20 protein-coding genes are annotated in these 21,984 nt (G+C 40.1%); 15 read left to right on the top strand and 5 right to left on the bottom strand.

The window, feature by feature from the left end:
• Positions 1 to 38 precede the first annotated feature (38 nt).
• Together ACT29I_RS06355 and ACT29I_RS06350 are read left to right on the top strand one after the other, a co-directional pair.
• Entirely contained in the window at positions 39 to 1,085 is a 1,047-nt protein-coding gene (locus ACT29I_RS06355; protein ID WP_430934212.1) for an aldose epimerase family protein, read from the top strand.
• A gap of 132 nt (positions 1,086 to 1,217) precedes the next feature.
• A complete protein-coding gene (locus ACT29I_RS06350) occupies positions 1,218 to 2,228 on the top strand; it encodes an L-rhamnose/proton symporter RhaT (protein ID WP_430934213.1) in 1,011 nt (336 codons plus the stop codon).
• Between the two features lie 304 nt (positions 2,229 to 2,532).
• Here the strand turns inward: ACT29I_RS06350 and ACT29I_RS06345 are convergent, their stop codons facing one another.
• From ACT29I_RS06345 to ACT29I_RS06335, 3 genes are all read right to left on the bottom strand, one after another.
• On the bottom strand, positions 2,533 to 3,588 hold the full coding sequence (locus ACT29I_RS06345; protein WP_444792966.1) for a substrate-binding domain-containing protein: 1,056 nt from the start codon (positions 3,586 to 3,588) through the stop codon (positions 2,533 to 2,535).
• A 175-nt stretch (positions 3,589 to 3,763) separates the two neighbouring features.
• Complete coding sequence (locus tag ACT29I_RS06340) at positions 3,764 to 5,254, bottom strand: UxaA family hydrolase (protein WP_444792965.1); 1,491 nt, start codon at positions 5,252 to 5,254, stop codon at positions 3,764 to 3,766.
• A gap of 10 nt (positions 5,255 to 5,264) precedes the next feature.
• Positions 5,265 to 6,704 carry a tagaturonate reductase gene (locus ACT29I_RS06335; RefSeq protein WP_444792964.1) on the bottom strand — a complete coding sequence of 480 codons (1,440 nt, stop codon included), beginning with the start codon at positions 6,702 to 6,704 and terminating at the stop codon, positions 5,265 to 5,267.
• 186 nt (positions 6,705 to 6,890) lie between these two features.
• Between ACT29I_RS06335 and ACT29I_RS06330 the strand changes: the two genes are divergently transcribed.
• The 10 genes from ACT29I_RS06330 to ACT29I_RS06285 all read left to right on the top strand — a co-directional run bounded on the left by ACT29I_RS06330 (position 6,891) and on the right by ACT29I_RS06285 (position 15,912).
• Complete coding sequence (locus ACT29I_RS06330; RefSeq protein WP_430934217.1) at positions 6,891 to 7,040, top strand: hypothetical protein; 150 nt, start codon at positions 6,891 to 6,893, stop codon at positions 7,038 to 7,040.
• A 439-nt stretch (positions 7,041 to 7,479) separates the two neighbouring features.
• Positions 7,480 to 9,579 (top strand): ATP-dependent DNA helicase RecG, encoded by a 2,100-nt coding sequence (gene recG, locus ACT29I_RS06325; RefSeq protein WP_444792963.1) that lies wholly within the window; start codon positions 7,480 to 7,482, stop codon positions 9,577 to 9,579.
• A 402-nt stretch (positions 9,580 to 9,981) separates the two neighbouring features.
• Positions 9,982 to 10,410, top strand: coding sequence for a SoxR reducing system RseC family protein (locus ACT29I_RS06320; protein WP_430934219.1), 429 nt, complete (start codon positions 9,982 to 9,984; stop codon positions 10,408 to 10,410).
• Between the two features lie 16 nt (positions 10,411 to 10,426).
• Positions 10,427 to 11,383, top strand: coding sequence for a Fe-S cluster domain-containing protein (locus ACT29I_RS06315; RefSeq protein WP_430934220.1), 957 nt, complete (start codon positions 10,427 to 10,429; stop codon positions 11,381 to 11,383).
• 2 nt (positions 11,384 to 11,385) lie between these two features.
• A complete protein-coding gene (gene rsxC / locus ACT29I_RS06310) occupies positions 11,386 to 12,717 on the top strand; it encodes an electron transport complex subunit RsxC (protein ID WP_430934221.1) in 1,332 nt (443 codons plus the stop codon).
• A 63-nt stretch (positions 12,718 to 12,780) separates the two neighbouring features.
• Positions 12,781 to 13,782 (top strand): RnfABCDGE type electron transport complex subunit D, encoded by a 1,002-nt coding sequence (locus ACT29I_RS06305; RefSeq protein WP_430934222.1) that lies wholly within the window; start codon positions 12,781 to 12,783, stop codon positions 13,780 to 13,782.
• Positions 13,783 to 13,790: 8 nt separating this feature from the next.
• Positions 13,791 to 14,381 carry an RnfABCDGE type electron transport complex subunit G gene (locus ACT29I_RS06300; RefSeq protein WP_430934223.1) on the top strand — a complete coding sequence of 197 codons (591 nt, stop codon included), beginning with the start codon at positions 13,791 to 13,793 and terminating at the stop codon, positions 14,379 to 14,381.
• Entirely contained in the window at positions 14,378 to 14,962 is a 585-nt protein-coding gene (locus ACT29I_RS06295; RefSeq protein ID WP_430934224.1) for an RnfABCDGE type electron transport complex subunit E, read from the top strand. The genes ACT29I_RS06300 and ACT29I_RS06295 overlap by 4 nt, the downstream gene beginning before the upstream one ends.
• A gap of 2 nt (positions 14,963 to 14,964) precedes the next feature.
• Entirely contained in the window at positions 14,965 to 15,537 is a 573-nt protein-coding gene (gene rsxA, locus ACT29I_RS06290) for an electron transport complex subunit RsxA (RefSeq protein ID WP_430934225.1), read from the top strand.
• Between the two features lie 117 nt (positions 15,538 to 15,654).
• Positions 15,655 to 15,912, top strand: a complete 258-nt coding sequence (locus ACT29I_RS06285; RefSeq protein ID WP_444793096.1) for a type II toxin-antitoxin system RelE/ParE family toxin — start codon at positions 15,655 to 15,657, stop codon at positions 15,910 to 15,912.
• Positions 15,913 to 16,111: 199 nt separating this feature from the next.
• Here the strand turns inward: ACT29I_RS06285 and ACT29I_RS06280 are convergent, their stop codons facing one another.
• Positions 16,112 to 17,146, bottom strand: coding sequence for a nuclear transport factor 2 family protein (locus ACT29I_RS06280; RefSeq protein ID WP_444792962.1), 1,035 nt, complete (start codon positions 17,144 to 17,146; stop codon positions 16,112 to 16,114).
• Between the two features lie 725 nt (positions 17,147 to 17,871).
• Between ACT29I_RS06280 and ACT29I_RS06275 the strand changes: the two genes are divergently transcribed.
• Positions 17,872 to 18,732, top strand: a complete 861-nt coding sequence (locus ACT29I_RS06275; RefSeq protein ID WP_444792961.1) for an AraC family transcriptional regulator — start codon at positions 17,872 to 17,874, stop codon at positions 18,730 to 18,732.
• Positions 18,733 to 18,960: 228 nt separating this feature from the next.
• Here the strand turns inward: ACT29I_RS06275 and ACT29I_RS06270 are convergent, their stop codons facing one another.
• The gene (locus ACT29I_RS06270; protein ID WP_444792960.1) at positions 18,961 to 19,323 is read right to left on the bottom strand and encodes a winged helix-turn-helix transcriptional regulator; all 363 of its coding nucleotides are present in this window, start codon (positions 19,321 to 19,323) and stop codon (positions 18,961 to 18,963) included.
• 98 nt (positions 19,324 to 19,421) lie between these two features.
• Between ACT29I_RS06270 and ACT29I_RS06265 the strand changes: the two genes are divergently transcribed.
• Positions 19,422 to 20,435, top strand: a complete 1,014-nt coding sequence (locus ACT29I_RS06265; RefSeq protein WP_444792959.1) for a zinc-binding alcohol dehydrogenase family protein — start codon at positions 19,422 to 19,424, stop codon at positions 20,433 to 20,435.
• Between the two features lie 578 nt (positions 20,436 to 21,013).
• Positions 21,014 to 21,199 (top strand): hypothetical protein, encoded by a 186-nt coding sequence (locus ACT29I_RS06260; RefSeq protein ID WP_444792958.1) that lies wholly within the window; start codon positions 21,014 to 21,016, stop codon positions 21,197 to 21,199.
• Positions 21,200 to 21,984 lie beyond the last annotated feature (785 nt).

The following is a 21,984-nucleotide window of genomic DNA, read 5'->3' as shown; positions in this document are numbered from 1 at the left end:
CAGTTATTGGCAAGTAGCTAAAAGCGAAAAGCGAAAATATGAAATCTACAAAAAACAGTTTTGGAAATTATAACGGTCAGGAAGTAACCCAGTTCGTTTTAGAAAACAACAATGGGATGACTGTAAAGATTTTAGATTTAGGGGCTACCATCAGTTCCATAACAATTCCAGGGAAGGGCAACAAACCCACCTCTATAGTATGTGGGTTTGATACCCTGGATGGGTATTTTTCAGAGGAATACAAAGCCAATGCACCGTATTTCGGTTGCACCGTAGGTCGGTACTGCTCGCAAATAAAAGATGCCAAGTTCGATTTAGACGGACAGACATACCAGCTGGCAAAAAATTGTGGAGAGAACAACTTACATGGAGGAACCGTAGGTTTCGACAAGAGAATGTGGGATGCTACTTCGGTAGAATCAAATGGTAAGATTGGTGTTCAATTTCAATTGAAGAGTAAGGATAAAGAAGAAGGATTCCCTGGAGATGTGGAGGCCCAGGTTGTTATGCTGCTCAGCAACGATAACGAGTTGATTTTAAATTATAGTGCGACTACCAATAAAACAACTCCGCTTTCCATGACCAATCATAGCTACTTCAATCTTTCGGGATTTAAAAGAAATGTGGAAGGATTTAAGTTGCAGGTGAATACCGATAAACTGCAAGAAATGGATGAAACAGGGGCTGGTACAGGAAAGATATTAGATGTAACAGGAACAGCCAATGATTTAAGGAAAGGAAAGGTAATAAAAGAGGTTCATGATGAATTGGGCGACGGTTTTGAGCATTTTTATGTGTTTGATAATGCGAGTGAGGATTTAATACAGACAGCTAAAATAGAAGATTCGGAATCGGGAAGAAGCCTTGAGGTATATTCAACCGAGCCATGCATGCTTTTCTATACGGCCAAATACATGAGCAATGAACTCAAAAGAACCGAAGAGGAAAAATATGGTAAATACCGTGCTTTTGCCTGCGAAACACACCGTTGGCAAAACGGACCAAACATCGAAGGTTCTCCAAAGACGTTTACTAAGGCAGGTGAGGAGTTTAAAAGTAAAACTGTATTTAAGCTTAGTTGGTAGCAGGAAGTCAACTGTTATACGCCTTTACAAAGGTTGGTAAATAGAATATAATATTAACAAAAATAATAGCGATTACTTAGTGTTTTTTTCGGATGCACTTTGTAGTCAGTCATCTAAAATAAATCTAAATTTATGATTGGAGTTTTATTAGCAATATCAGCAGGGGTAATGCTTGGGTTTTGGGCAATGCCCGAAAAGTATATTAAAAACTATGCATTTGAAAATGCATGGGGACTTTGTTATGTGTTTATGCTATGGTTAATACCCTGCATCGTTGCATTTTCTATGATCAACGACTTTGGTCAGGTTTTATCAGATGTAGGCACACCTGTGTTACTAAAAATGTTAATACCTGGTTTCTTATGGGGTATGGGTATGATGTTATGGGGTAAAGCCATTAATTACATCGGTATGTCCTTAGGTTTCTCCATATTTATTGGAACAATTATTTGTGTAGGCTCTTTGTTGCCTTGGGTGTTGTCGGCATTACCAGAAATGAGCAAGATGGTAACCATTCTTATTGGAATTGCGGTGATATTGGCGGGAATAGTATTTAATGGTCGTGCTGGAATCTTGCGTTCCGAGTCCAAAAGTGCTGGAGATACAGCTGCCGGTTCCTCCATGTTAACCGGTATTGTAATAGCTATTATTGGTGGTGTTTTGTGCACAGGATTTAACGTTGCATTAGAAATTACCTCCAATGGTGAAGCTGCCAAGAATATTATTGGCGAAATGATTGTAAAAAACAACAATGAACCCTGGTTAGCTTCTGTTGCATCCATGTTTATCGTATATGTTTCGGGTGGTATATTTGTTGTTCCTTATTTTATTGTTATGCTCACAAAGAATAAATTATGGGGTAGCTTTAATGTTGCGGGAGCGGGAAAGAATGTTTCCTTAACCGGTTTGATGGCAGTGTTGAACTTTACAGCTTCGATTATTTTTGCGTATTCTTCTTTTGTATTAGGAAAAGTAGGTGGTTCTGTAGGGTATGCCATTTTCAACACACTTTCAGTAGTAACTGCGGTAATAGCCGGTGTTATAACAAAAGAGTGGGCGGGAGCTCCAAATGTTGCGAAAACATCATTGTATATTGGATTGGCTGCTATGGTCGGTGGTGTAATGGTGATTGCATTTGGTTAATTTATCGTATTCTTATTTAAAGCTATAACGAGGACAGGCCAAAAACAAATTTTGTTTTTGGCCTGTCCTCGTTAGTTGCCAACATAATATTAATATCTTTGTTCCATTGGGCAAAGTTCAAGCAAGCTTGGCTTTACACTCATTTGTTACAAAGATTGATGAATGCATATGTTTATTTGGCATTATAAAGCCTTTCGCCTTTCATTGTTAAATAACAATGCATTTAATTTTATTACATACGTTATCCGAAATTCTGTCAGAATAAGATGTCGGCGCTTGTGGCCATAATAGTAGGTGCTTAAGTTTAACTCATTAGTCCTTCGTAAAAATCGATGTTCTCAGCATTTAATATATTCACGGGCAATAGGTTTAGTGGGTTTGTTTTTTCTTTTCGGAACAATGAATTGAATAATAACATGACAGCATTAAAGCCTTGCGATTTAGATTGCTGACCAATTATAATATTGATATAACCTTCGTGCATATAGCATATATTTTCTCTTAGGGTATCGAATCCGATTACAACGATGTCTTTGCGGTGGTGTTTCTTTAAAATAGATGCGATTTTATAGGCCCTGGAGTTAGGTACGTATATGATTTGAATATTACCCTTGTTCTGTAAAAAATGTATTAATTGTTTGTCGTATTCCGATTCGTCGTTACTTATTTTAATATCTAAATGGTATATAAGCGATGGATTGAATTTTATATTTTCAAAGTATTCCATAAATCCATTAATTCTATCGTGAAGGTGCGAATATTCCTGCGTTTCTTTTGAAATGTATGCAATTAGAATGTTATTGTTCTTTTTCAATGCCAAATGGCATAAACTGGCAGCTGTTCTGCCAGCAGCAATTGGGTCTTGACCAACAAAGGATAACGGGTTGATTTCTGAATGTTGAATATTGATATGAACAAATGGGATACTGTTATTGTGAAGCAGTTTGGCAAAACGTGAAGATTCTTCAAAAAACATTGGCACATACACAACACCATCGGGATTTAATTGTAGAACTTGATCGCAGGCGGTCTTAAAATTTTCCTTTCTGGGCAAATACAGAATAGTTTCAATCTTGACTTTAAATGAAGCCAACTCCGTCATCGCACTTTCAATTCCGGCAAATGGTCGTTCCCAATATTTTGTGTCGGAAGGATTAGGAATGAGACAAACGATATGTAGTTCTTTTTTTAAAGCCAGGTTCCGGGCCATGATGTCAGGTGCGTAACCCAGATCCTGGATAGCTTTTTCTACTTTTACTTTCGATTTTTCTGAATACCTGCCGCGCTGGTGGATGACGCGGTCTACGGTTCCCGCAGAAACTCCTGCTTTCTTTGCAATATCTATTATTCTTATCTTCATGCGAATCAAGAAAGTCAGCGTCGGTCATAATTAACCGAAGCTGCAGTTGTTATAAATCAGTTTTTTTAAATCAAAATTTGAATAGGCAAACAGCTAAAATAGATTTTATCATGATGAGCTATCTCATTGGGTTGTTAAAAATTCCCGCTGATAATTGTTTGCATCTTTTTAATATTTATAAGGTTACCCCACTTTTGAAAATGGCAATTTCCTTGAATTTTGTGATCTCGTGTTTTAGTTTTTTCCCGTTGGCAATATCAATAAGGTAAGATGTAAATTCTTTTCTTAATTCATCCATTGTTTTATCGCCGTCAACCAATCCTCCGGCATTAAAATCCATCCAGTTGCTTTTATGATTAAATAGGGTTGTGTTGGTGGCAATTTTCATGGTGGGAACAAAGCTGCCAAATGGCGTTCCTCGTCCTGTGGTGAAAAGTACCATCTGACATCCTGCAAACCCAAGGGCAGAAGATGCTACAAGGTCGTTGCCTGGAGACCACAGCAGGTTTAAACCCGGCGTTTTGATCTGCTCTCCGTAATTCAACACATCGTTAACAATGGCGTCGCCACCTTTTTGCACGCAACCTAACGACTTTTCTTCCAGCGTGGTGATACCTCCGTTTTTGTTACCCGGAGAGGGGTTTTCGTAAATCGGTTGATTACTGGTTCTAAAATAATCTTTAAAACCGTTGATTAAGTCTACTGTCTTGCAGAAGATATTTTCCGATTGGGCACGTTCCATCAATATGGATTCTGCCCCAAACATCTCCGGTACTTCAGTTAGCACAGTTGTTCCTCCCTGTGCCACCAACCAATCCGAAAAGCGACCTAAAAGAGGGTTAGCGGTGATCCCGGAGAAACCATCGCTGCCACCACACTTTAAACCAATTTTAAGTTTAGATATTGGGACTTCAGTGCGTCGGTCGCACTTCATTATTTCGCACAGCGATTTCATGATTTTCAGTCCCTCTTCCACTTCATCTTCCACTTCCTGGGATACTAAGAATTTAACTCTTTCGTCATCCCATTCACCGATCATTTCCTTTAATTGCGAAATTTGATTATTCTCACAACCCAATCCCAATACCAAAACGCCTCCGGCATTAGGGTGTTTGATGGCTGAAGCTAAAGCCTTTTGGGTGTTTGTATGGTCGCCACCCAGTTGCGAACAGCCATATTGATGTCCAAGCACCAATACGTCATCGATATGACTAGTGTCTACTTCAGTTTTTAGTTGTTCCGCCATGAGTTTGGCCTGACCGTTCACACATCCAACGGTAGGGATAACCCATAGTTCGTTTCTAATGCCAACATCTCCGTTTTTGCGTTTGTAGCCCTTAAACGTTAATTCTTCCTTGCCTATGGTAAGAGGTTTTCCTTTTGGAGTGTATTTGTATTCCAGGTTTTCGTCTAGACCGGTGCGTACGTTATGGGTATGAACATGCTGTCCAATTGCTATATCCTCTTTAGCAATTCCGATGGAATACCCATATTTGATGATATGTTCTTCTTTTTTGATAGGAGAAACAGCAATTTTATGTCCTTGCGGTATATCCTTGGCAACAATAATGCTTCCGCGAACGAGTTCAACCGCAGTACCTTCAGCAATTGGCTCAAGCGCTACAATTACATTATCGATGGGATGTATTTGTAAAAATTTGCTCATGATTACATAATTATATCAATTTAACTAATGCTGTTTTAATACCATTTGTGATGATATCTTCTATGTTATCGGCTACACTTTCTGTCAATCCATGGATAGCGGTTAGGTCTGCATTCCATATTTGTTGATTTGACAGAATATTAGAAGTAAGTGAAAAGTATGATTCCTTGTTTTTCCAGGCATCTTGTATAAAAGCAACATGCTTTGCATTGTCGTTGATGTCAAATTCGATACCGTTGTAATCGCCTCTATAAAGAATCAGTAGTGCAGCCAATGAGAAGGTCAGTTTTTCAGGCACTTTGGCCTTACTCTCATAAAAATCCAATAACGAAGGATAATCGCGCGTCATCCATTTCGATAATGAATTAAGTGAGATGTCCTTTAAGAAATGACGTATATAAGGATTGTAGAATCTTTCAAGGATTTCCGCCGCAAATTGTTTTAGTTCTTCGTTGCCTCCTTCGATGTTCGGGATTACTTCTGTTTCTACCATGCCATTGATAAATTTAGAGATGTCTTTGTCATCGAAAGCTTCTTTTACGGTTTCATAACCACTTAACAATCCAACAGGAACCAACGCCGTATGAGAACCATTTAAAATACGGACTTTTTTATCCCTGAATTTGGTCATGTCTTCAAGCCAAACCACATTTAAACCAGCTTTGTCGAAAGGGTACTTTTCCCTGACATGGCGCGGTGCCTCTATGGCCCATAAATGAAAATATTCACCCATTACTACTAGGTTATCTGCATAACCCAACTCTTGTTGGATTTCTTTGATATTGTCTCTTGGGAAACCGGGTACGATTCTGTCCACCAGCGAGCTGCAGAAAGTGCAGTAGTTGTTGACCCAGGCAATAAAGTCGTCTTCTAATTTGTTGCTGACAGCAAGTTCAAGTACAATTTTTTTTAAGATTTTTGCGTTTTTGTCAATCAGTTCGCAGCATATAAAATCAAGCGCTTTACCAGTATCACCTTTAAAATGCAAATAACGTTGGTATAGTAACTGGCATACCTTTCCGGGGAATGACGTAGGGGGAGCCGCATGAATGTCTTCGTTATCGACTCTGCTAATTCCTGCTTCGGTGGTGTTTGAAACAATTAATTCCAAATCGGGGTGCAGAAAGTATTGTTTGTACAAATCATAATCGCTATAAGGATTAACAGAGTCAATAATGCAATCAACGAGTTCTTTTTCTTCAACCGGTATTCCATCTTTGATGCCTTGAAGAATAACGTGATAAAGATGGTCTTGCTTTTTTAGCATGTCAACCATCCCTTTGTCCAACGGTTGAACCACGACGACACCATTTTGCATATCCAGCTCCCGGTTCATTTGGTGAATCATCCAATCCACAAAGGCTCGTAAAAAGTTGCCCTCACCAAACTGAAGAATTTTAAATCGATAATCCTTATTGATTTTGTAGTTGGTTCTGTTCAATAAATCCATGATGATATCCTTTTATTCTCAAAATAAATAATCTTGTTTTGCAAATATATACAAAAAAGTGTGCGCACACGCAACTTTTCGAAAATCAAAGGTAATCTTTATTTTTTAACTGGATTTAATATTGGGTAGAGTTGATCTTTGGGCTATTTCATCCGATTAAAGAAGAAGGAAATAACTAATCTGATTATGTTGGCGATAATGGACAGAAATGTCGGTATGGGTATGAACATGTTGAAAAGCGGAGTGTTTTCACACAAAGTTCATGTGTTGGCTTTGTTTCAGATTTGCGAAGAGCTTGATAAATATAAGGATTTAAGTGAAAGAGTGGGAGAGTAATAGGGAAATATAGAGAAAACACATGGCTTGAAAATCTGAAGTTTTGCGAATGTTGAATAAAGGAGAAATAAATATATGAATTATTGAGGGGATGGAGTCACGCAACTATTGATGAGCTTACAGATTATAATAGAAGGATAATTCAAGATGTAGATTGCGAAATATTAGATGGGTATAACATTTAATAGCTAGTTAGAGATACAATGTACAACCTGCTCCTAAGCAATAAGAGCTTAAGACGGTAGGCGCTTTGTTGAAAAACTCCATGCCCAATTCCATCTGTGTTCATACTCTTGGAACATCCGTTTCATTACATTATTTTTGCAATGTGCATTTGTTGAAGGAGGATTAAACAGATTGCAGTTTTAAGTATTAAAATTTCTCCGTTGAAACTTACTTCGGCATGATGCCGAAGTGTTTATATTATAATGATGGCTTCATGTCCGAACTATCCACAAAAGAGATAACATATTTGCCCGGTGTTGGCCCTAAAAAAGCAGAAGTGCTCAAGAGCGAACTTAAAATTCAATCTTATGAGGACTTGTTATATCATTTTCCTTACAAATATGTCGACAGAAGCCGGACGTATAAAATTAGGGAAATAAGCAGTACCTCTTCGCATATTCAACTACAAGGTAAAGTTATTGCCTTAAACACGGTGGGCTCAGGAAAGTCACAGCGTTTGGTAGCTCGGTTCGCGGACGAAACAGGGGTGATAGAACTGGTTTGGTTTAAGTATATAAAGCAGATAAAGTCAGGTCTTGACGCGAATGCCGAATACATCATTTTTGGCAAACCCAGTATCTTCAACCGGACTTATAACATCGTTCATCCCGAAATGGAAAAGGTGGATGCCAACAAACCTGCAATTGCATCAGGATTGCAGGCCTTTTACAACACCACCGAAAAAATGAAGAAGGGTTATCTGAATTCCAAAGCTATTCAGAAAATGCAGCAAAATATCTTCCGGTCGTTTCAGGGAGCAATCTCTGAAACATTACCGTCTTATATCATTCAGCAATATAAGCTGATGTTACTCGATCAGGCATTAAGGATCGTTCATTTTCCACCTGATTCTCAAAGCTTGCAACAAGCTCAGTTCAGGTTAAAGTTTGAGGAGTTGTTCTACATACAACTGAACATTTTAAAACTTAAAAAACAGCGAAACCAAAATATACAGGGACATATTTTTTCGACGGTGGGAGATTATTTTAATCACTTTTTCTATAATAATCTGCCTTTTGAGCTAACAGGTGCGCAAAAGAGGGTAATACGCGAAATCAGACACGATATCGGTTCGGGCAGGCAGATGAACCGGCTTTTACAAGGTGATGTGGGTAGCGGAAAGACCATGGTAGCATTAATGGTGATGTTAATTGCTTTAGATAACAGTTTCCAGGCTTGCCTGATGGCACCTACAGAAATACTGGCCACACAGCACTTTGAGTCTATCCTAGGTTTGCTCAAGGGAATGGATTTAAATGTAAAGCTGTTGACAGGCTCGAGCAAGAAGAGGGAACGCGCGCAGATTCATGCCGAACTCAAATCGGGTGAACTGCAAATCCTTATCGGCACGCATGCATTGTTGGAGGACATTGTTGAGTTCAAGAATTTGGGAATGGTCATCATCGACGAGCAACACCGTTTTGGCGTGGCACAGCGTGCCAAACTCTGGAAAAAGAACCATATTCCTCCCCATATATTGGTGATGACGGCAACACCCATACCTCGCACCCTCGCCATGACGGTGTATGGCGATTTGGATGTGTCGGTCATCGATGAGCTTCCCCCTGGTCGTAAACCAATCGAAACCAGGCATTATTTTCACAACCGACGCAACAACCTCAATCATTTTATTAAAGCCGAGATTGAAAAAGGGAGACAGGTGTATGTAGTGTATCCGTTGATTGAGGAATCGGAAAAGCTGGATTTTAAGAACCTGGCCGAAGGGCTGGAGTATATGCGGTCTGCTTTTCCTGTATATAAAACCACTATGGTGCATGGTAAGATGAAACCCGCAGAAAAAGATGCTGCAATGCAGGAATTCGCTAGTGGTGAGGCTCAGATATTGGTATCCACCACCGTTATTGAGGTTGGCGTAAATGTACCCAATGCTTCGGTAATGATTATCGAAAGTGCGGAGCGTTTTGGCTTGTCTCAGCTCCATCAGTTACGCGGACGGGTGGGACGTGGCGCGGAGCAAAGTTTTTGTATCCTAATGACTGGTTATAAATTAGGGGAAGACACCAAGAAACGAATGAATATTATGGTGGATTCAAACGATGGCTTTGAAATTGCCGAAGCCGACATGAAACTGCGCGGCCCGGGCGACCTGGAAGGCACCCAGCAAAGCGGTCTGCCCTTTGAACTAAAGATAGCCAACCTTACCCGTGATTCTCAATTATTACATCATGCCCGTAATGTGGCCAATACCATCCTGGATAATGACCCGATATTGGAAAAACCGGAAAATCAGGTACTCAACAAACAACTCACCAAGCTGGCCCGGCAAAAGATGAACTGGAGTTTGATATCCTAGGCCTTGCGGTGGCAGAAAATACAATAATAAAGCCATTAATTTCAGGAATGAACACAAAACAAATATGATAAACGTGTAAATTCGTGTCGTTTACGGTCCGTTTTTTTGTGGATTGATTACGAATTGTTATTGCCCCTCCAAAATCACCCATTCAATTAAAGAAAAATTTCTTTATAATCTCCATTATGTCAATACTTAACCTAACAAATGACAGTTTTGAGAAATTGCAAAAAAAAATTATACCCACATTTTATAAATTGCAATCTCTACTTTGCACTATTTACAAGGGTTTTGTAATGTCTGGATAGCAATTCTGTTTATTTATACCAATTCCAAATAGCAAAATGGCGTTTTCCGTAATAACTGATTAATTACATTTGTTCGGAAATTTCCCTTAAAATCATGACGGAATTAAAGTTTGTAGAGCATACAGGATACGTTGAAGAGGTCAATTCAGGTCAGGTCAAAGTTCGTATAATAAGCGAATCGGCATGTGCATCTTGTCATGCAAAAGGGGCCTGTACGGCATCTGATATGAAAGAAAAGATAATCGACGTTAACACATATGGTGTTGGTAATTTGGCTGTTGGTCAACAGGTAGTTATTAAGGGGCAGAAGTCGCTGGGCTTAAAAGCATCGCTAATTGCATACATTTTCCCATTTATATTGGTGTTCATCACCTTATTTGTGGTATACGGAATCACTAAGAACGAGGGTATAGCAGGTATTGCCTCCTTGGTGGTATTGGTTCCGTATTTTATCGGGGTTAAGATGTATACGCCTAAACTGGAGAAAACATTTGTATTTACAATTAAAAAAATAATCGGTTAGATAAAATTAATAAAAAATGAACGTAGTAGTAATAACTGTTTTAACGCTTGGAATACTTGGAACCGTGGCGGCTTTGGTGCTCTACTTTGTGGCTCAAAAGTTTAAAGTGTTCGAAGATCCAAGAATCGATCAGGTCGAAGAAGTATTGCCCGCCGCCAACTGCGGTGGTTGTGGTTTTCCGGGCTGCAGGGCTTTTGCTGAAGCCCTGGTGAAGAGTGACGATATTTCTTCATTAAACTGTCCGGTGGGAGGTGCTGAAACCATGAGTGCGGCAGCAAGCATCCTGGGTAAAGAGGTGAAGGCTGCCGACCCAATGATAGCGGTTGTTCGGTGTAATGGAACCTGTGAAAACCGTCCTAAAACCAACCAATACGACGGAGCCACATCGTGTGCTGTTGCAGCTTCACTTTATGGGGGTGATACCGGTTGTAGTTATGGATGCTTAGGATGTGGCGACTGTGTTGAAGCTTGTAATTTCGATGCCATGTATATGGACGAAAAAACCGGGTTACCGGTTGTTAAAGACAACTGTGTGGCATGTGGCGCTTGTGTGGATGCATGTCCAAAAGACATTATCGAACTGAGAAAACGGGGTCCCAAGGAACGCAGGATTTTTGTTTCGTGCGTAAATAAAGACAAAGGTGGAGTAGCTAAAAAGGCATGTTCCACGGCTTGTATCGGATGTAGAAAGTGCGAAAAGGAATGTCCTTTTGATGCGATAACTGTGGAGAACAATCTGGCGTACATCGATTACCACAAATGTAAATTGTGTAGAAAGTGTGTGGTTGTATGTCCTACGCATGCCATTCATGAAATCAACTTCCCTTTGCGAAAAGCAAAACCGGAGGCTAAGCCCGCAGCAGCCAAGACAGCTGAAGGCCCGGTTGCCGCGAAACCTGCAGCTTCTACACCAAGCAATGCTGTAAAAAACGATAACAATACATCTTCGGATAATAAAAACAAGGAGGAATAAACGTGTTAAAAACTTTTTCACTTGGAGGTATTCATCCTCCCGAAAACAAATTTTCGGCCGGTAAAAAAATTGAGACCTTGCCGGTTCCTTCGCAAGTAGCCATCCCGGTTGCTCAGCATATAGGTGCTCCGGCTGCCCCGGTGGTTAAAAAGGGCGATGTGGTTAAAGTGGGTACTTTAATTGCCAAGTCAGCAGGGTTTGTATCAACCAATATCCACTCTCCGGTATCTGGTACCGTTTTTAAAATAGACGATATTGTGGATGCCAGCGGATACCGTAAGCCTGCCATCATCATTAATGTTGAAGGTGACGAATGGGAAGAAAGCATTGATAGAAGTACAGAACTCAAAAAAGATATCACTGCCACTCCAGAGGAAATAGTTAAAGCAGTAGCCGAAGCAGGTATCGTTGGGCTGGGAGGCGCAACTTTTCCTTCGCATGTTAAGTTATCTGTTCCTCCGGGAAAAAAATGCGATATTCTGATTCTTAATGCCGTAGAGTGTGAGCCTTATTTGACCGCCGACCACCAGTTGATGATGGAAAAGGGTGACGAGATCATGGTGGGAACGCAAATCATCATGAAAGCCCTTAAGGTAGACAAGGCCATCATCGGTATCGAAAACAACAAACCGGATGCTATTCAGCATATGCAATCGTTAGCTTCTTCTTATCCCGGTATCACCATAGAACCGTTAAAAGTTCAGTATCCGCAAGGTGGAGAAAAGCAGTTGATAGATGCTTGTATCAAACGTCAGATTCCTTCCGGGAAATTGCCCATTGAGGTAGGTGCCGTGGTTCAAAACGTGGGAACTACGTTGGCCGTTTACGAAGCGGTTCAAAAAAATAAGCCTTTGTTTGAGCGAGTGGTTACCATCACCGGAAAGTCCGTTTCAAAACCATCTAATTTCCTGACCAGAATAGGAACCCCGATTAATATTTTGATTGAAGCCGCTGGTGGTCTTCCGGAAGATACCGGTAAAGTGGTAGGTGGCGGCCCAATGATGGGTAAAGCACTTGTAAACACAGACGTGCCTGTTACCAAGGGCAGTTCGGGAGTCCTTATTATCAAGGATGAAGAAGCGAAACGTCAGCCCATGCAAAACTGCATCAGGTGTGCCAAATGTACGCAGGTGTGTCCTATGGGACTGGAACCGTTCTTGTTGATGACCGTTAGCGATAAGGCTGTATGGGACAGGGCAGAAGAGGAACATATCATGGATTGTATCGAATGTGGTTCGTGCAGTTACACTTGCCCTGCCAATCGACCATTGTTGGATTATATCCGACTGGGCAAGGGAAAAGTGGGACAGATTATGCGCAGTCGCACCAGATAAGTATACATGAGGATTATTCGTAATGACTAAATAAAAATTAAGAGTTAGTTAAATAATTAAAATATGAGCACATTAACTATTTCACCTTCCCCGCACATTCACAGTGGCGATAGCGTGAAAAAAAATATGTACGGAGTTATCATTGCCCTTGTTCCGGCTCTGTTGATTTCCTTCTACAACTTTGGTTTAGGCGCTGTGGTTGTATCTGTAACAGCTGTTGTGGCTTGCATGGTTTTTGAGCATGTCATCCAGGTGTTCTTAATGAAGCGGGAAACTACCGTTTGGGATGGGTCGGCCATGATAACAGGTTTGTTATTGGCATTTAACATTCCGAGTAACCTGCCCATTCACATTATCATTATTGGTGCGTTGGTATCTATTGGTATTGGAAAAATGTCGTTTGGTGGATTGGGTAACAATCCCTTTAACCCCGCTTTGGTGGGAAGGGTTTTCTTGTTGATTTCCTATCCGGTACAAATGACCTCTTGGCCCGTGCCTAAAAGGATTCCATTTACCTATACGGATGTAACTACTGGAGCAACACCTTTATCGGTGATGAAGGAAGCATTGGCCAAAGGCGAGCTTCCAACAAACGTGTTAAACGAGATACCAAGTTATCGCGATATGTTTTTAGGGCTGCAGGGAGGTAGTGCCGGAGAAATGGCTGGTCTGGCTATTTTGATAGGACTGGGAATTATGATTTGGCGTAAGATTGTAACCCCACATATTCCGGCTGCTATCATCGTCACGGTGTTTGTTTTTACCGGCATCTTGCACTGGTTGAACCCTATGATGTACGCACCGCCAATGTTCCACATATTATCAGGAGGTCTGTTCCTGGGAGCTGTGTTTATGGCAACCGATTATTCAAGTTCGCCCATGAGCAATAAGGGCGCAGTAATATTTGGAATTGGAATAGGTGTGATTACGGTAGCCATCAGGACATATGGGGCCTATCCCGAAGGGATTTCCTTTGCGATCCTGATCATGAACGCTTTTGTTCCCTTAATCGATAAATACATTAAACCAAAGCGTTTCGGAGAGAAACCGGTGGTTGCTAAATAATTTGAATCATGGCAAAAACAGAATCAACATTAGTAAACATGGTGGTTGCCTTGCTGGTTATTACGGCGATAGCTGGGGGCACGCTTGGTATGGTTTACAAAGTAACCAAAGAACCTATTGCCACAGCTAAATTGGCCAAACAACAAAAGGCAATTGAAGAAGTAGTTCCCGGGTTCGATAATAACCCCACCGACGAAGCGTATGAACTGACTTCGAAAGAAGGTTTTTTACTTCGGGTGTTCCCCTGCAAAAAAGGCGATGAACTTTTAGGTGTGGCCATCTCCACCAAAACTGAAAAAGGGTTTAGTGGCGAGTTTAAAGTCATGCTTGGCCTAAAACCCGATGGAACAATTATTAATTATTCAGTCTTGGAACATAAAGAAACGCCTGGGCTGGGGTCTAAGATGCAAGAGTGGTTTAGGGTTGAAAACACCAAACAAAACGTTTTAGGCTTGGATCCTGCCGAAACCAGGATGGTCGTTTCTAAGGACGGTGGAGATATCGATGCCATCACCGCGGCTACCATCAGTTCAAGAGCATTTTTAGATGCGATTATGATAGCTTACGATACCTATAAAACAGAAGGAGGCGAACAATGAATCAGTTACAGAATTTTACAAAAGGCTTCTTTAAAGAGAATGCTGTTTTTACCTTATTGTTGGGAATGTGTCCCACGTTGGGTGTAACATCTTCCGCTATAAACGGTCTGGGGATGGGGTTGGCTACAACTTTTGTGCTTATTATGAGTAATATTGTGGTTTCCCTGGTAAAAGATCTTATTCCGGACAAAGTGCGTATACCATCATTTATCGTGATTATCGCTTCCTTTGTAACCGTGGTGGAGCTATTAATGCAAGCCTACTTGCCAGCCCTTTTTGAATCGTTAGGCCTGTTTATTCCACTTATTGTGGTTAACTGTGTGGTACTTGGTCGAGCAGAGGCTTTTGCCTCTAAAAACGGCTTTGCATCATCTTTAATTGATGGTGCAGGTATGGGGCTGGGTTTTGCCATGGCCTTGACAATGCTGGGTGCGGTGAGAGAGTTTCTCGGAAGCGGTAAAATGTTCGACATGGTCATCTTCCCAGAGGAATACGGAATGCTGGTATTTGTGCTGGCTCCCGGCGCATTTATCGCCTTGGGATATTTAATTGCAGTTATTGACAGACTTAAAAAAGCCTAAAAATGGAATACGTTTTAATATTTATATCTGCCATATTTGTTAATAACATTGTATTGGCTCAATTCCTGGGGATTTGTCCATTCCTTGGAGTTTCTAAAAAGATTTCCACCGGTATTGGTATGACGGGGGCAGTAACCTTTGTAATGGTGCTGGCTACTATTATTACTTATCTGGTACAAAAGTTTGTGTTGGATGCCTTTGGTTTAGGGTATTTGCAAACCATCACGTTTATTTTGGTAATTGCTTCCCTGGTGCAATTGGTTGAGATTATCCTTAAAAAAGTAAGTCCTCCTTTGTATCAGGCGTTAGGGGTGTTCTTACCATTGATTACCACCAACTGTGCTATCTTAGGTGTTGCTATCCTTACCATCCAAAAAGATTATGATCTGTTGGAAGCCGTGGTCTTTTCAACTGCAACTGCCATCGGTTTTGGTTTGGCGCTGATCATCTTTGCAGGTATCCGCGAGCAATTGGATTTGGTTGACCTACCCAAAGGTATGAAAGGTACGCCTATTGCTCTGTTGGTAGCAGGAATCCTCGCACTGGCCTTTATGGGATTTGCGGGACTCGTATAGAGAATGCCGAAATGTATCTTAAAATTGACTAATCGATGATAGAGTAAAGAGTGTTCGTAATGGACACTCTTTTTTTTGTGTATCCAACTGAAAAAATGTTGTTAGCATAATTCCAAAATTGTCGTAAGACTTTATATAAATGACCCGAAACTATTTGAGAAACTAGAAGGTGAAATTTGGTATTTCAGGACAAAGTTTCTGTCGCTTCACTATCGTGTATTTGCATTTTGGGAAAAGACCGATAATGTTAACACGTTTGTAGTGGCAAAACATGGTGACGTGAAGAAATCAAATAAGATTCCAAAATCAGAAAATGAAAAAGCCGAAAGGAGGATACATTTGCGCTTTGCAATGCGCCCCCTTTTTTTACCGTAAAAGTGTGCTAATTAAAAAAGACCATTTGCAGGGTAGCATCTTCGAAAGGCAAAAGTATTGGGGTACAACCAAAGGGTTGTTGAAAATTGTAAATGATTTATTTATAACATGTTTATTCCAGACTATTTACCTCATGATTTGTAAATGATTTTTGACGGCATCTAATTTAACGGAGGGGCAGGCACGGATGGCCGTACCCCTATTGGGGACTGTCGTAGGTTGGGTCTACGGCATTACGGTAGTAGTCGCGAAAACCGAGTACAGCATTGGCGAGTTCGGGGACGCCAAGCATTACGTCGCCCTCGGTGTAGTAGTCACGGGAATAATAGGTCTGAGTCGAACCTTCAACAAACTTAACAATTGACATGCCGGGAGCGCTAAAAGGAGCTCCGTTAAATACACCGGACATGGTCCAAGTCGCCATATAAATATCGTCTGTCATGGTCTCATCCTCGACGGTGGTGTACAAGTTCGAAGATCCGGCAAACAGACGGCCCAGAAACTGGGACATCGTGTCGGGACCATAGATGTCGACGATAGGGTCGTGGTACTCGTAGTCACTGGCCAGGAAGGGGATCACGTTCGTCCAGTTTCCTGCATTGATCTCGACCAGTTGACGACCGACCACTAGTTGATCGCTGCTTATCTGTTGCTGCGAACGCAGTTGGTTATTTTCTGTGCTTATAGAGGAAAGGGTGAGTGGGCAGACGAAGGTAGGATCCACAGCGCACCTGTAGTATGTCCTGAAGCCCCCGATGGCCTCATCCAGACCCGGGATCGTGGCCATGATGTCACCCTCGGAATAGTAGTCCCGCTGGTAGTACACCAGAGAAGAGTTGGGCCGGAACTTAAAGATAGAGATGCCCTTGGCCTGATATGGAACACTGAGGAAATCTCCGGACATGGTCCACGTTGCCGAATAGATGTCGTCGGAGAGGGTCTCGTCCTCGATAGTTGTGACCAGATTGGGCGAGGCACCTATGATGAGCTGATTGAGGAAAGCAGTCATATCTTGAATTCCGTAGATGTCCACGATGGGGTCGTGGTACTCAATGTTGTCTGTGTAGTACGGCAGGACTTCAGCTACGTTAGGCGCCTGTACTTCCAGCAGGGCGCGTCCGATATCGAGTCGATCCTGATGGAGCTGGTGCAAATCTTCGTTTGAACAGGCCTGGCTAATCAGAGTAATGGCGATGCCGGCGAGCATTGTGAATGTTTGTGTAAACTTTCTCATGTATGACCTCCGAATTAGATTTTTTATTAGAAACTAAAAAATACGGATTCCTAAAATACTGCAAGCTTAATTGTATGTAATTTAACACAAATATTCATAAAGTACAAAGTCAAAATTGTTGGATTTGCTCAAGGAACAAATAAGATTAGAACATGATAGGCTTAAGAATCGAAAAAACTTACACTATATTTAAACGAGATCTGTCATTAGAAATTTGAAAAATTATTTAATGTCAGCAGGTAATAGCCTTATCGAGGTAATCCTGATGTTGAAAATTTTTGCATTAAATCACAGGACTGTTTTGTCTTTTATTGATATAATTTATGTTTGTATTCTCTTTAAAAAAAGTAATGTAAAATTTGTCAAGCGATTTTAGGGTATAACAATGATTGCTTAACTATGGGTTACCGTTCATATAGCTCCTACTACGTTTATAATTTTTAACAGGGCACAAACAAGCTTATTTACCATGCAATATTTACTTTTCCCCCTAATGAATATTCCACCCCGATTCAATCTGGATTATTTACTGTTTTTTTTGTCCATTTTATGGCTTATCCCTAACTTGACTTATTTTATCATAAAAGGGAAAAATAATAAGAATTTTGGCCTGCATACGTTTATTTCTGATAATTTTGATACTGCTTTTGTTGATTACTTAGATTAATTGTTCAGCAAAAATGGTTAATATTGTTACACTTGCAATAAACGATATGTAAATATCAATGAGAAATATTCCTGAAATAAAATTTAATAACCGTAGAGTAGAGCACATCAATGGATTTGAACTCAAAGTGCTGGAAGAATTTATTTCTAATTTAAAGAAACCTACAGACCATGATCCATTTCAAGCCCATCGATTGAGCTTTAATATTATACTTATTATTACCGATGGAATGGTTCGACATTCTGTTGATTTTGAAACACATGATTTACAAGAAGGAGATGTAATGGTGATTTCAAAAGGTCAGATACATGCTTTTGATGTACACTCTAGGTATAAAGGTTATATGATACTTTTTACTGAAGAGTTCATGCAGAAATACATAGCAAGCTCTACGATAGCACAGATTAACCATTTGTATAATTATTTCCTGGGGCAAAAAAAAATAAATAATCCCGACCATAACCAAACACTGATTCGTTCGTTAAAAAAAGAGTTGCAAAGGAATTCTTCAACTTTACCTAATGTTATTGGAGCCTTACTCAGTATTTACCTCTTGAAGATGAATGACGAAAATGACCGTTCATCAAATTTTATTGTAAATAAATATTTGGACTGCTTTAACCATTTTAAATTATTGGTAGAAAAAAATTTTTCAAAAAGCCGTGATGCCAAAACCTATGCCGCTGAAATGTCGGTTTCATATAAATTCCTAAACCAGGTATGTAAGGAAATTGTAAAAACAACAGCAAAAGCATTTATTGATAGTTACGTGATTTTAGAAGCTAAAAGAATATTGGTGACCACTTCTCTTTCCGTAAAAGAAACTGCCTATGCTTTAGGTTTTGATGAGCCCACCAATTTTCTTAAATATTTCAAGAAACACACAAGTTGCACTCCGGCTGGATTTCGCAAGCTTTAGTTTAGTTGCAACTTGGCCACTCCTCATCTCTTTATGCCATCGGAATAAGTTAAAGCCGGATTAGTGTTAGTGAAACGCAATGAGCATTCACAATACCGTAAAACAAGGCGTTGCTGAAATGAGGCATGACGCCGTTTTGGTGAGTTGAAGCAACATGGTGAAACGCCTTGTTTTGAAGTAGTTTAATTGTGTAACAGGATTTTGATGCATATTGCGGGTTATAGCCTGTTATTTTGGTCCGCCGTATTTTCCAACCACATAATCTCCCCAATCGGCAATAGATCTTAAAAGTGGTATAAGCGTTTTTCCCAGCTCAGTTAACGAATATTCAACTTTTAAAGGTGGCTTTGTTGTATGTACCGTTCTTTGAATAATGCCATCCTCTTCCAGGCTTTTCAGCTGTAAACTTAACGTTCGTTCGGTAACTGTGGGCATTTCTTTCCGCAGTTCATGGTAACGCATTTTTCCATCTATTAAATGATAAAGAATTACAGTTTTCCATTTACCACCGATAACCCCCATCGTAAGACTGGCACAGCAAGGATATTCCCTTCCCTTGAATGTGTACATTTTATGTTCTTCCTTTTGCATAATCCTATACTATCCTTTTTGACCGTTATTGACTGGTAACAAAACTATATATAATTTTGTAACTATAAAAAATATAGTAAACATTTAAAAACACAAATATGAAAGCAATTGGATTTAGAAAATCATTACCTATTACAGAAAAAGAAAGTCTTGTTGAATTTGAAATGGAAAAACCAACACCAACAGGATTTGATTTGTTGGTGAAAATAGCAGCAATTTCGGTAAATCCTGTTGATTTTAAAATTCGTCAAACCGCAGCTGCAGCTGCAGTCCTGGATATGCCAAAAGTTATTGGATGGGATGCAGTGGGTATTGTTGAGGCAGTGGGCGAAGCAACATCAAAATTTAAAGTGGGTGACCAGGTATATTATGCCGGGGATCTCACCCGCAGTGGCAGTAACGCGGAATACCAGTTAACGGATGAACGTATTGTTGGTTTTAAACCCAAAAACCTAAGTATTGCTGAGGCAGCAGCTATTCCACTTACCGGGTTAACGGCCTGGGAATCCATATTCGACCGCATTAAAGTAAATCCTGAAACCGATAAAGGAAAAACGGTATTGATTTTAGCGGGTGCAGGTGGTGTTGGTTCTATTGCCATACAAATTGCCAAAAAAGTGGCGGGACTCACGGTGATTGCTAGTGCTTCACGTCCTGACTCCATCAAATGGTGCAAAGATTTAGGTGCTGATTTTGTCGTAAATCATCATGATTTAAAAACAGAATTGGAAGAAATTGGTCATGGACAAGTGAATTACATTTTGGATTTTGTGGATTTGGAGGGCTATTGGGAAACCATTGCTGAAATCATCAAACCACAAGGCCATATTGTTTCCATTACCGGCAGTAGCAAACCATTAAACCTGGATTTACTCAAAACCAAGAGTGTTACTTTTTCCTGGGAATTAATGTACACCCGTTCGATGTTTACTACCGACGATATAGAAAAACAACATGATATTTTAAACCAGATAGCTGATTTGCTGGATAACGGAATACTAAAATCAACGCTCACAACAACTTTAAATGGATTTACGGTTGAAAATCTGAAAGAAGCGCACAAAATGCAGGAATCAGGGAAAACGATCGGAAAAACCGTGATTCAGTTTTAGAAAAACAAACATTACTGGCGGACTAAGCATTATTTAGTCTATCGTATCCATTAGAACAGCAAGAGTTTTAAACGAGTAAGCATGCTGTATGGGTGATTAATCCGCCTAAAATAAAAGTTGTTGATATATATAAAGATAGGCGAACTAAGAATGTAAAGCCCTTCGGCTTGAGACAAAGGAGTTTTTGGTTTTTAGGAGCGCGTTTTTGTTGGACACTCGTGAAAAACAAATCATAAATTGAGATGAATAAATTGCAAACAAATTACTTGTTTGCAATGGCATTTTTGCAATGTCCTGCACAGATACAAAAAAGGAGTCAAATACAAGGTACTTGTAACCCGGCTCTATTTTAAAAAATTAAATAAAATAGGAAATGAAAAAAAACATATTAATTACAGTAGTACCGATGGTTTCGGATAATTAGCTGTTATCAGGTAACCTGCCGAAGGGCATACAGTTTATCTTCATGTTAGAAACAGGAAACGATAAATACGGTAAAGGCAGAGGTAAAATCTAAGTCAAACAACGAAAATATTCGTGGTTTTGAGGCAGATTTTTCCAATTTGGGTGCAGTGAAAATGAAACAGCAAGTTGACCATATTGATGTACTCATCAACAATGAGGGTGTTTTAAAAAGTACGGCAAATCAGAACAAAGATGGGTTGGATATTCGGTTTGTGGTAAACTATTTAGCACCCTGTCTGTTGATGAAAGGGTGGCGCACCTGTTCGAAAAAAGCACCAATACCCGTATTATCAATCTGAGTTCTTCAGCTCAATCGGATATTTTGTATAAAGCCGTGATGGGCAAAGAATCGATTAGTGTTAATGCGCTTTACGCACAAGGCAAACTGGGCATAACCATGTGGAGCGTCTATATGGATTTGCAATGAAAGGGTGCAACATTATTGCTGTCAACGCCGGTTCGCTATCGAATACAAGGATGGTCAAAGAAGATTTAGGGAAGTACTGGGCACGGGCGTAAAAAAGTGCGGAGCCATTGTTTGATTTAACTTTGTGTGACGAACATAAAGCCCATACCGGAGAATATTTCGGCAACGATACCGGTACTTATGGCAATATGCAAATCCACAAATTTAAGATAGATCCACCATTGGTGAACTGATTTATTTTACATCTGATCTTATCAAATAACAATTAATTATAAAAGGACGATTTATCGACCACCTTGTAAGGAAATATACTATTGTTACGAGTATCAGTTGGATGTACGTATAACATGTGCACTTTTTGTACCATGTGCCGCGGTGTTCGGATTTCGGTTGATGACGTTGAGCAAACTGAAATATATCAGGCTGGAAACACCTTTGCGAAGGTTACACATTTACCATTCATGCTCCTTTATTAACCTTTTTCTTTATTTGTTTTTACCACAACTTTGTATTGGTTAAACCCGCAATATGCATTAGAAATTCTATTACACGTTGAAATTACTTTAAAACAAGACACTTGGTTGCATCACTTCAACTCACCAGAACGATGCTCCCGAAAGTAATCGGGACAAGTGATGCCTCGTTTCAGTAATGCCT

The organism is Saccharicrinis sp. GN24d3, from assembly GCF_052400645.1.
In the GTDB taxonomy this organism is placed as follows: domain Bacteria; phylum Bacteroidota; class Bacteroidia; order Bacteroidales; family Marinilabiliaceae; genus Saccharicrinis.
This window is presented reverse-complemented; position numbering and strand designations above follow the sequence as displayed.

Coding starts and splice junctions, on each gene's coding strand:
- ACT29I_RS06270 (WP_444792960.1), bottom strand. CDS start 19,323: ATGCAAAAGGAAGAACATAAAATGTACACATTCAAGGGAAGGGAATAT.
- ACT29I_RS06330 (WP_430934217.1), top strand. CDS start 6,891: ATGTTGGCGATAATGGACAGAAATGTCGGTATGGGTATGAACATGTTG.
- ACT29I_RS06280 (WP_444792962.1), bottom strand. CDS start 17,146: ATGAGAAAGTTTACACAAACATTCACAATGCTCGCCGGCATCGCCATT.
- ACT29I_RS06295 (WP_430934224.1), top strand. CDS start 14,378: ATGAATCAGTTACAGAATTTTACAAAAGGCTTCTTTAAAGAGAATGCT.
- ACT29I_RS06305 (WP_430934222.1), top strand. CDS start 12,781: ATGAGCACATTAACTATTTCACCTTCCCCGCACATTCACAGTGGCGAT.
- ACT29I_RS06335 (WP_444792964.1), bottom strand. CDS start 6,704: ATGGATTTATTGAACAGAACCAACTACAAAATCAATAAGGATTATCGA.
- ACT29I_RS06355 (WP_430934212.1), top strand. CDS start 39: ATGAAATCTACAAAAAACAGTTTTGGAAATTATAACGGTCAGGAAGTA.
- ACT29I_RS06265 (WP_444792959.1), top strand. CDS start 19,422: ATGAAAGCAATTGGATTTAGAAAATCATTACCTATTACAGAAAAAGAA.
- recG (WP_444792963.1), top strand. CDS start 7,480: ATGTCCGAACTATCCACAAAAGAGATAACATATTTGCCCGGTGTTGGC.
- ACT29I_RS06275 (WP_444792961.1), top strand. CDS start 17,872: ATGAGAAATATTCCTGAAATAAAATTTAATAACCGTAGAGTAGAGCAC.
- ACT29I_RS06315 (WP_430934220.1), top strand. CDS start 10,427: ATGAACGTAGTAGTAATAACTGTTTTAACGCTTGGAATACTTGGAACC.
- ACT29I_RS06345 (WP_444792966.1), bottom strand. CDS start 3,588: ATGAAGATAAGAATAATAGATATTGCAAAGAAAGCAGGAGTTTCTGCG.
- ACT29I_RS06340 (WP_444792965.1), bottom strand. CDS start 5,254: ATGAGCAAATTTTTACAAATACATCCCATCGATAATGTAATTGTAGCG.
- ACT29I_RS06300 (WP_430934223.1), top strand. CDS start 13,791: ATGGCAAAAACAGAATCAACATTAGTAAACATGGTGGTTGCCTTGCTG.
- rsxA (WP_430934225.1), top strand. CDS start 14,965: ATGGAATACGTTTTAATATTTATATCTGCCATATTTGTTAATAACATT.
- ACT29I_RS06350 (WP_430934213.1), top strand. CDS start 1,218: ATGATTGGAGTTTTATTAGCAATATCAGCAGGGGTAATGCTTGGGTTT.
- ACT29I_RS06320 (WP_430934219.1), top strand. CDS start 9,982: ATGACGGAATTAAAGTTTGTAGAGCATACAGGATACGTTGAAGAGGTC.
- ACT29I_RS06260 (WP_444792958.1), top strand. CDS start 21,014: ATGAAACAGCAAGTTGACCATATTGATGTACTCATCAACAATGAGGGT.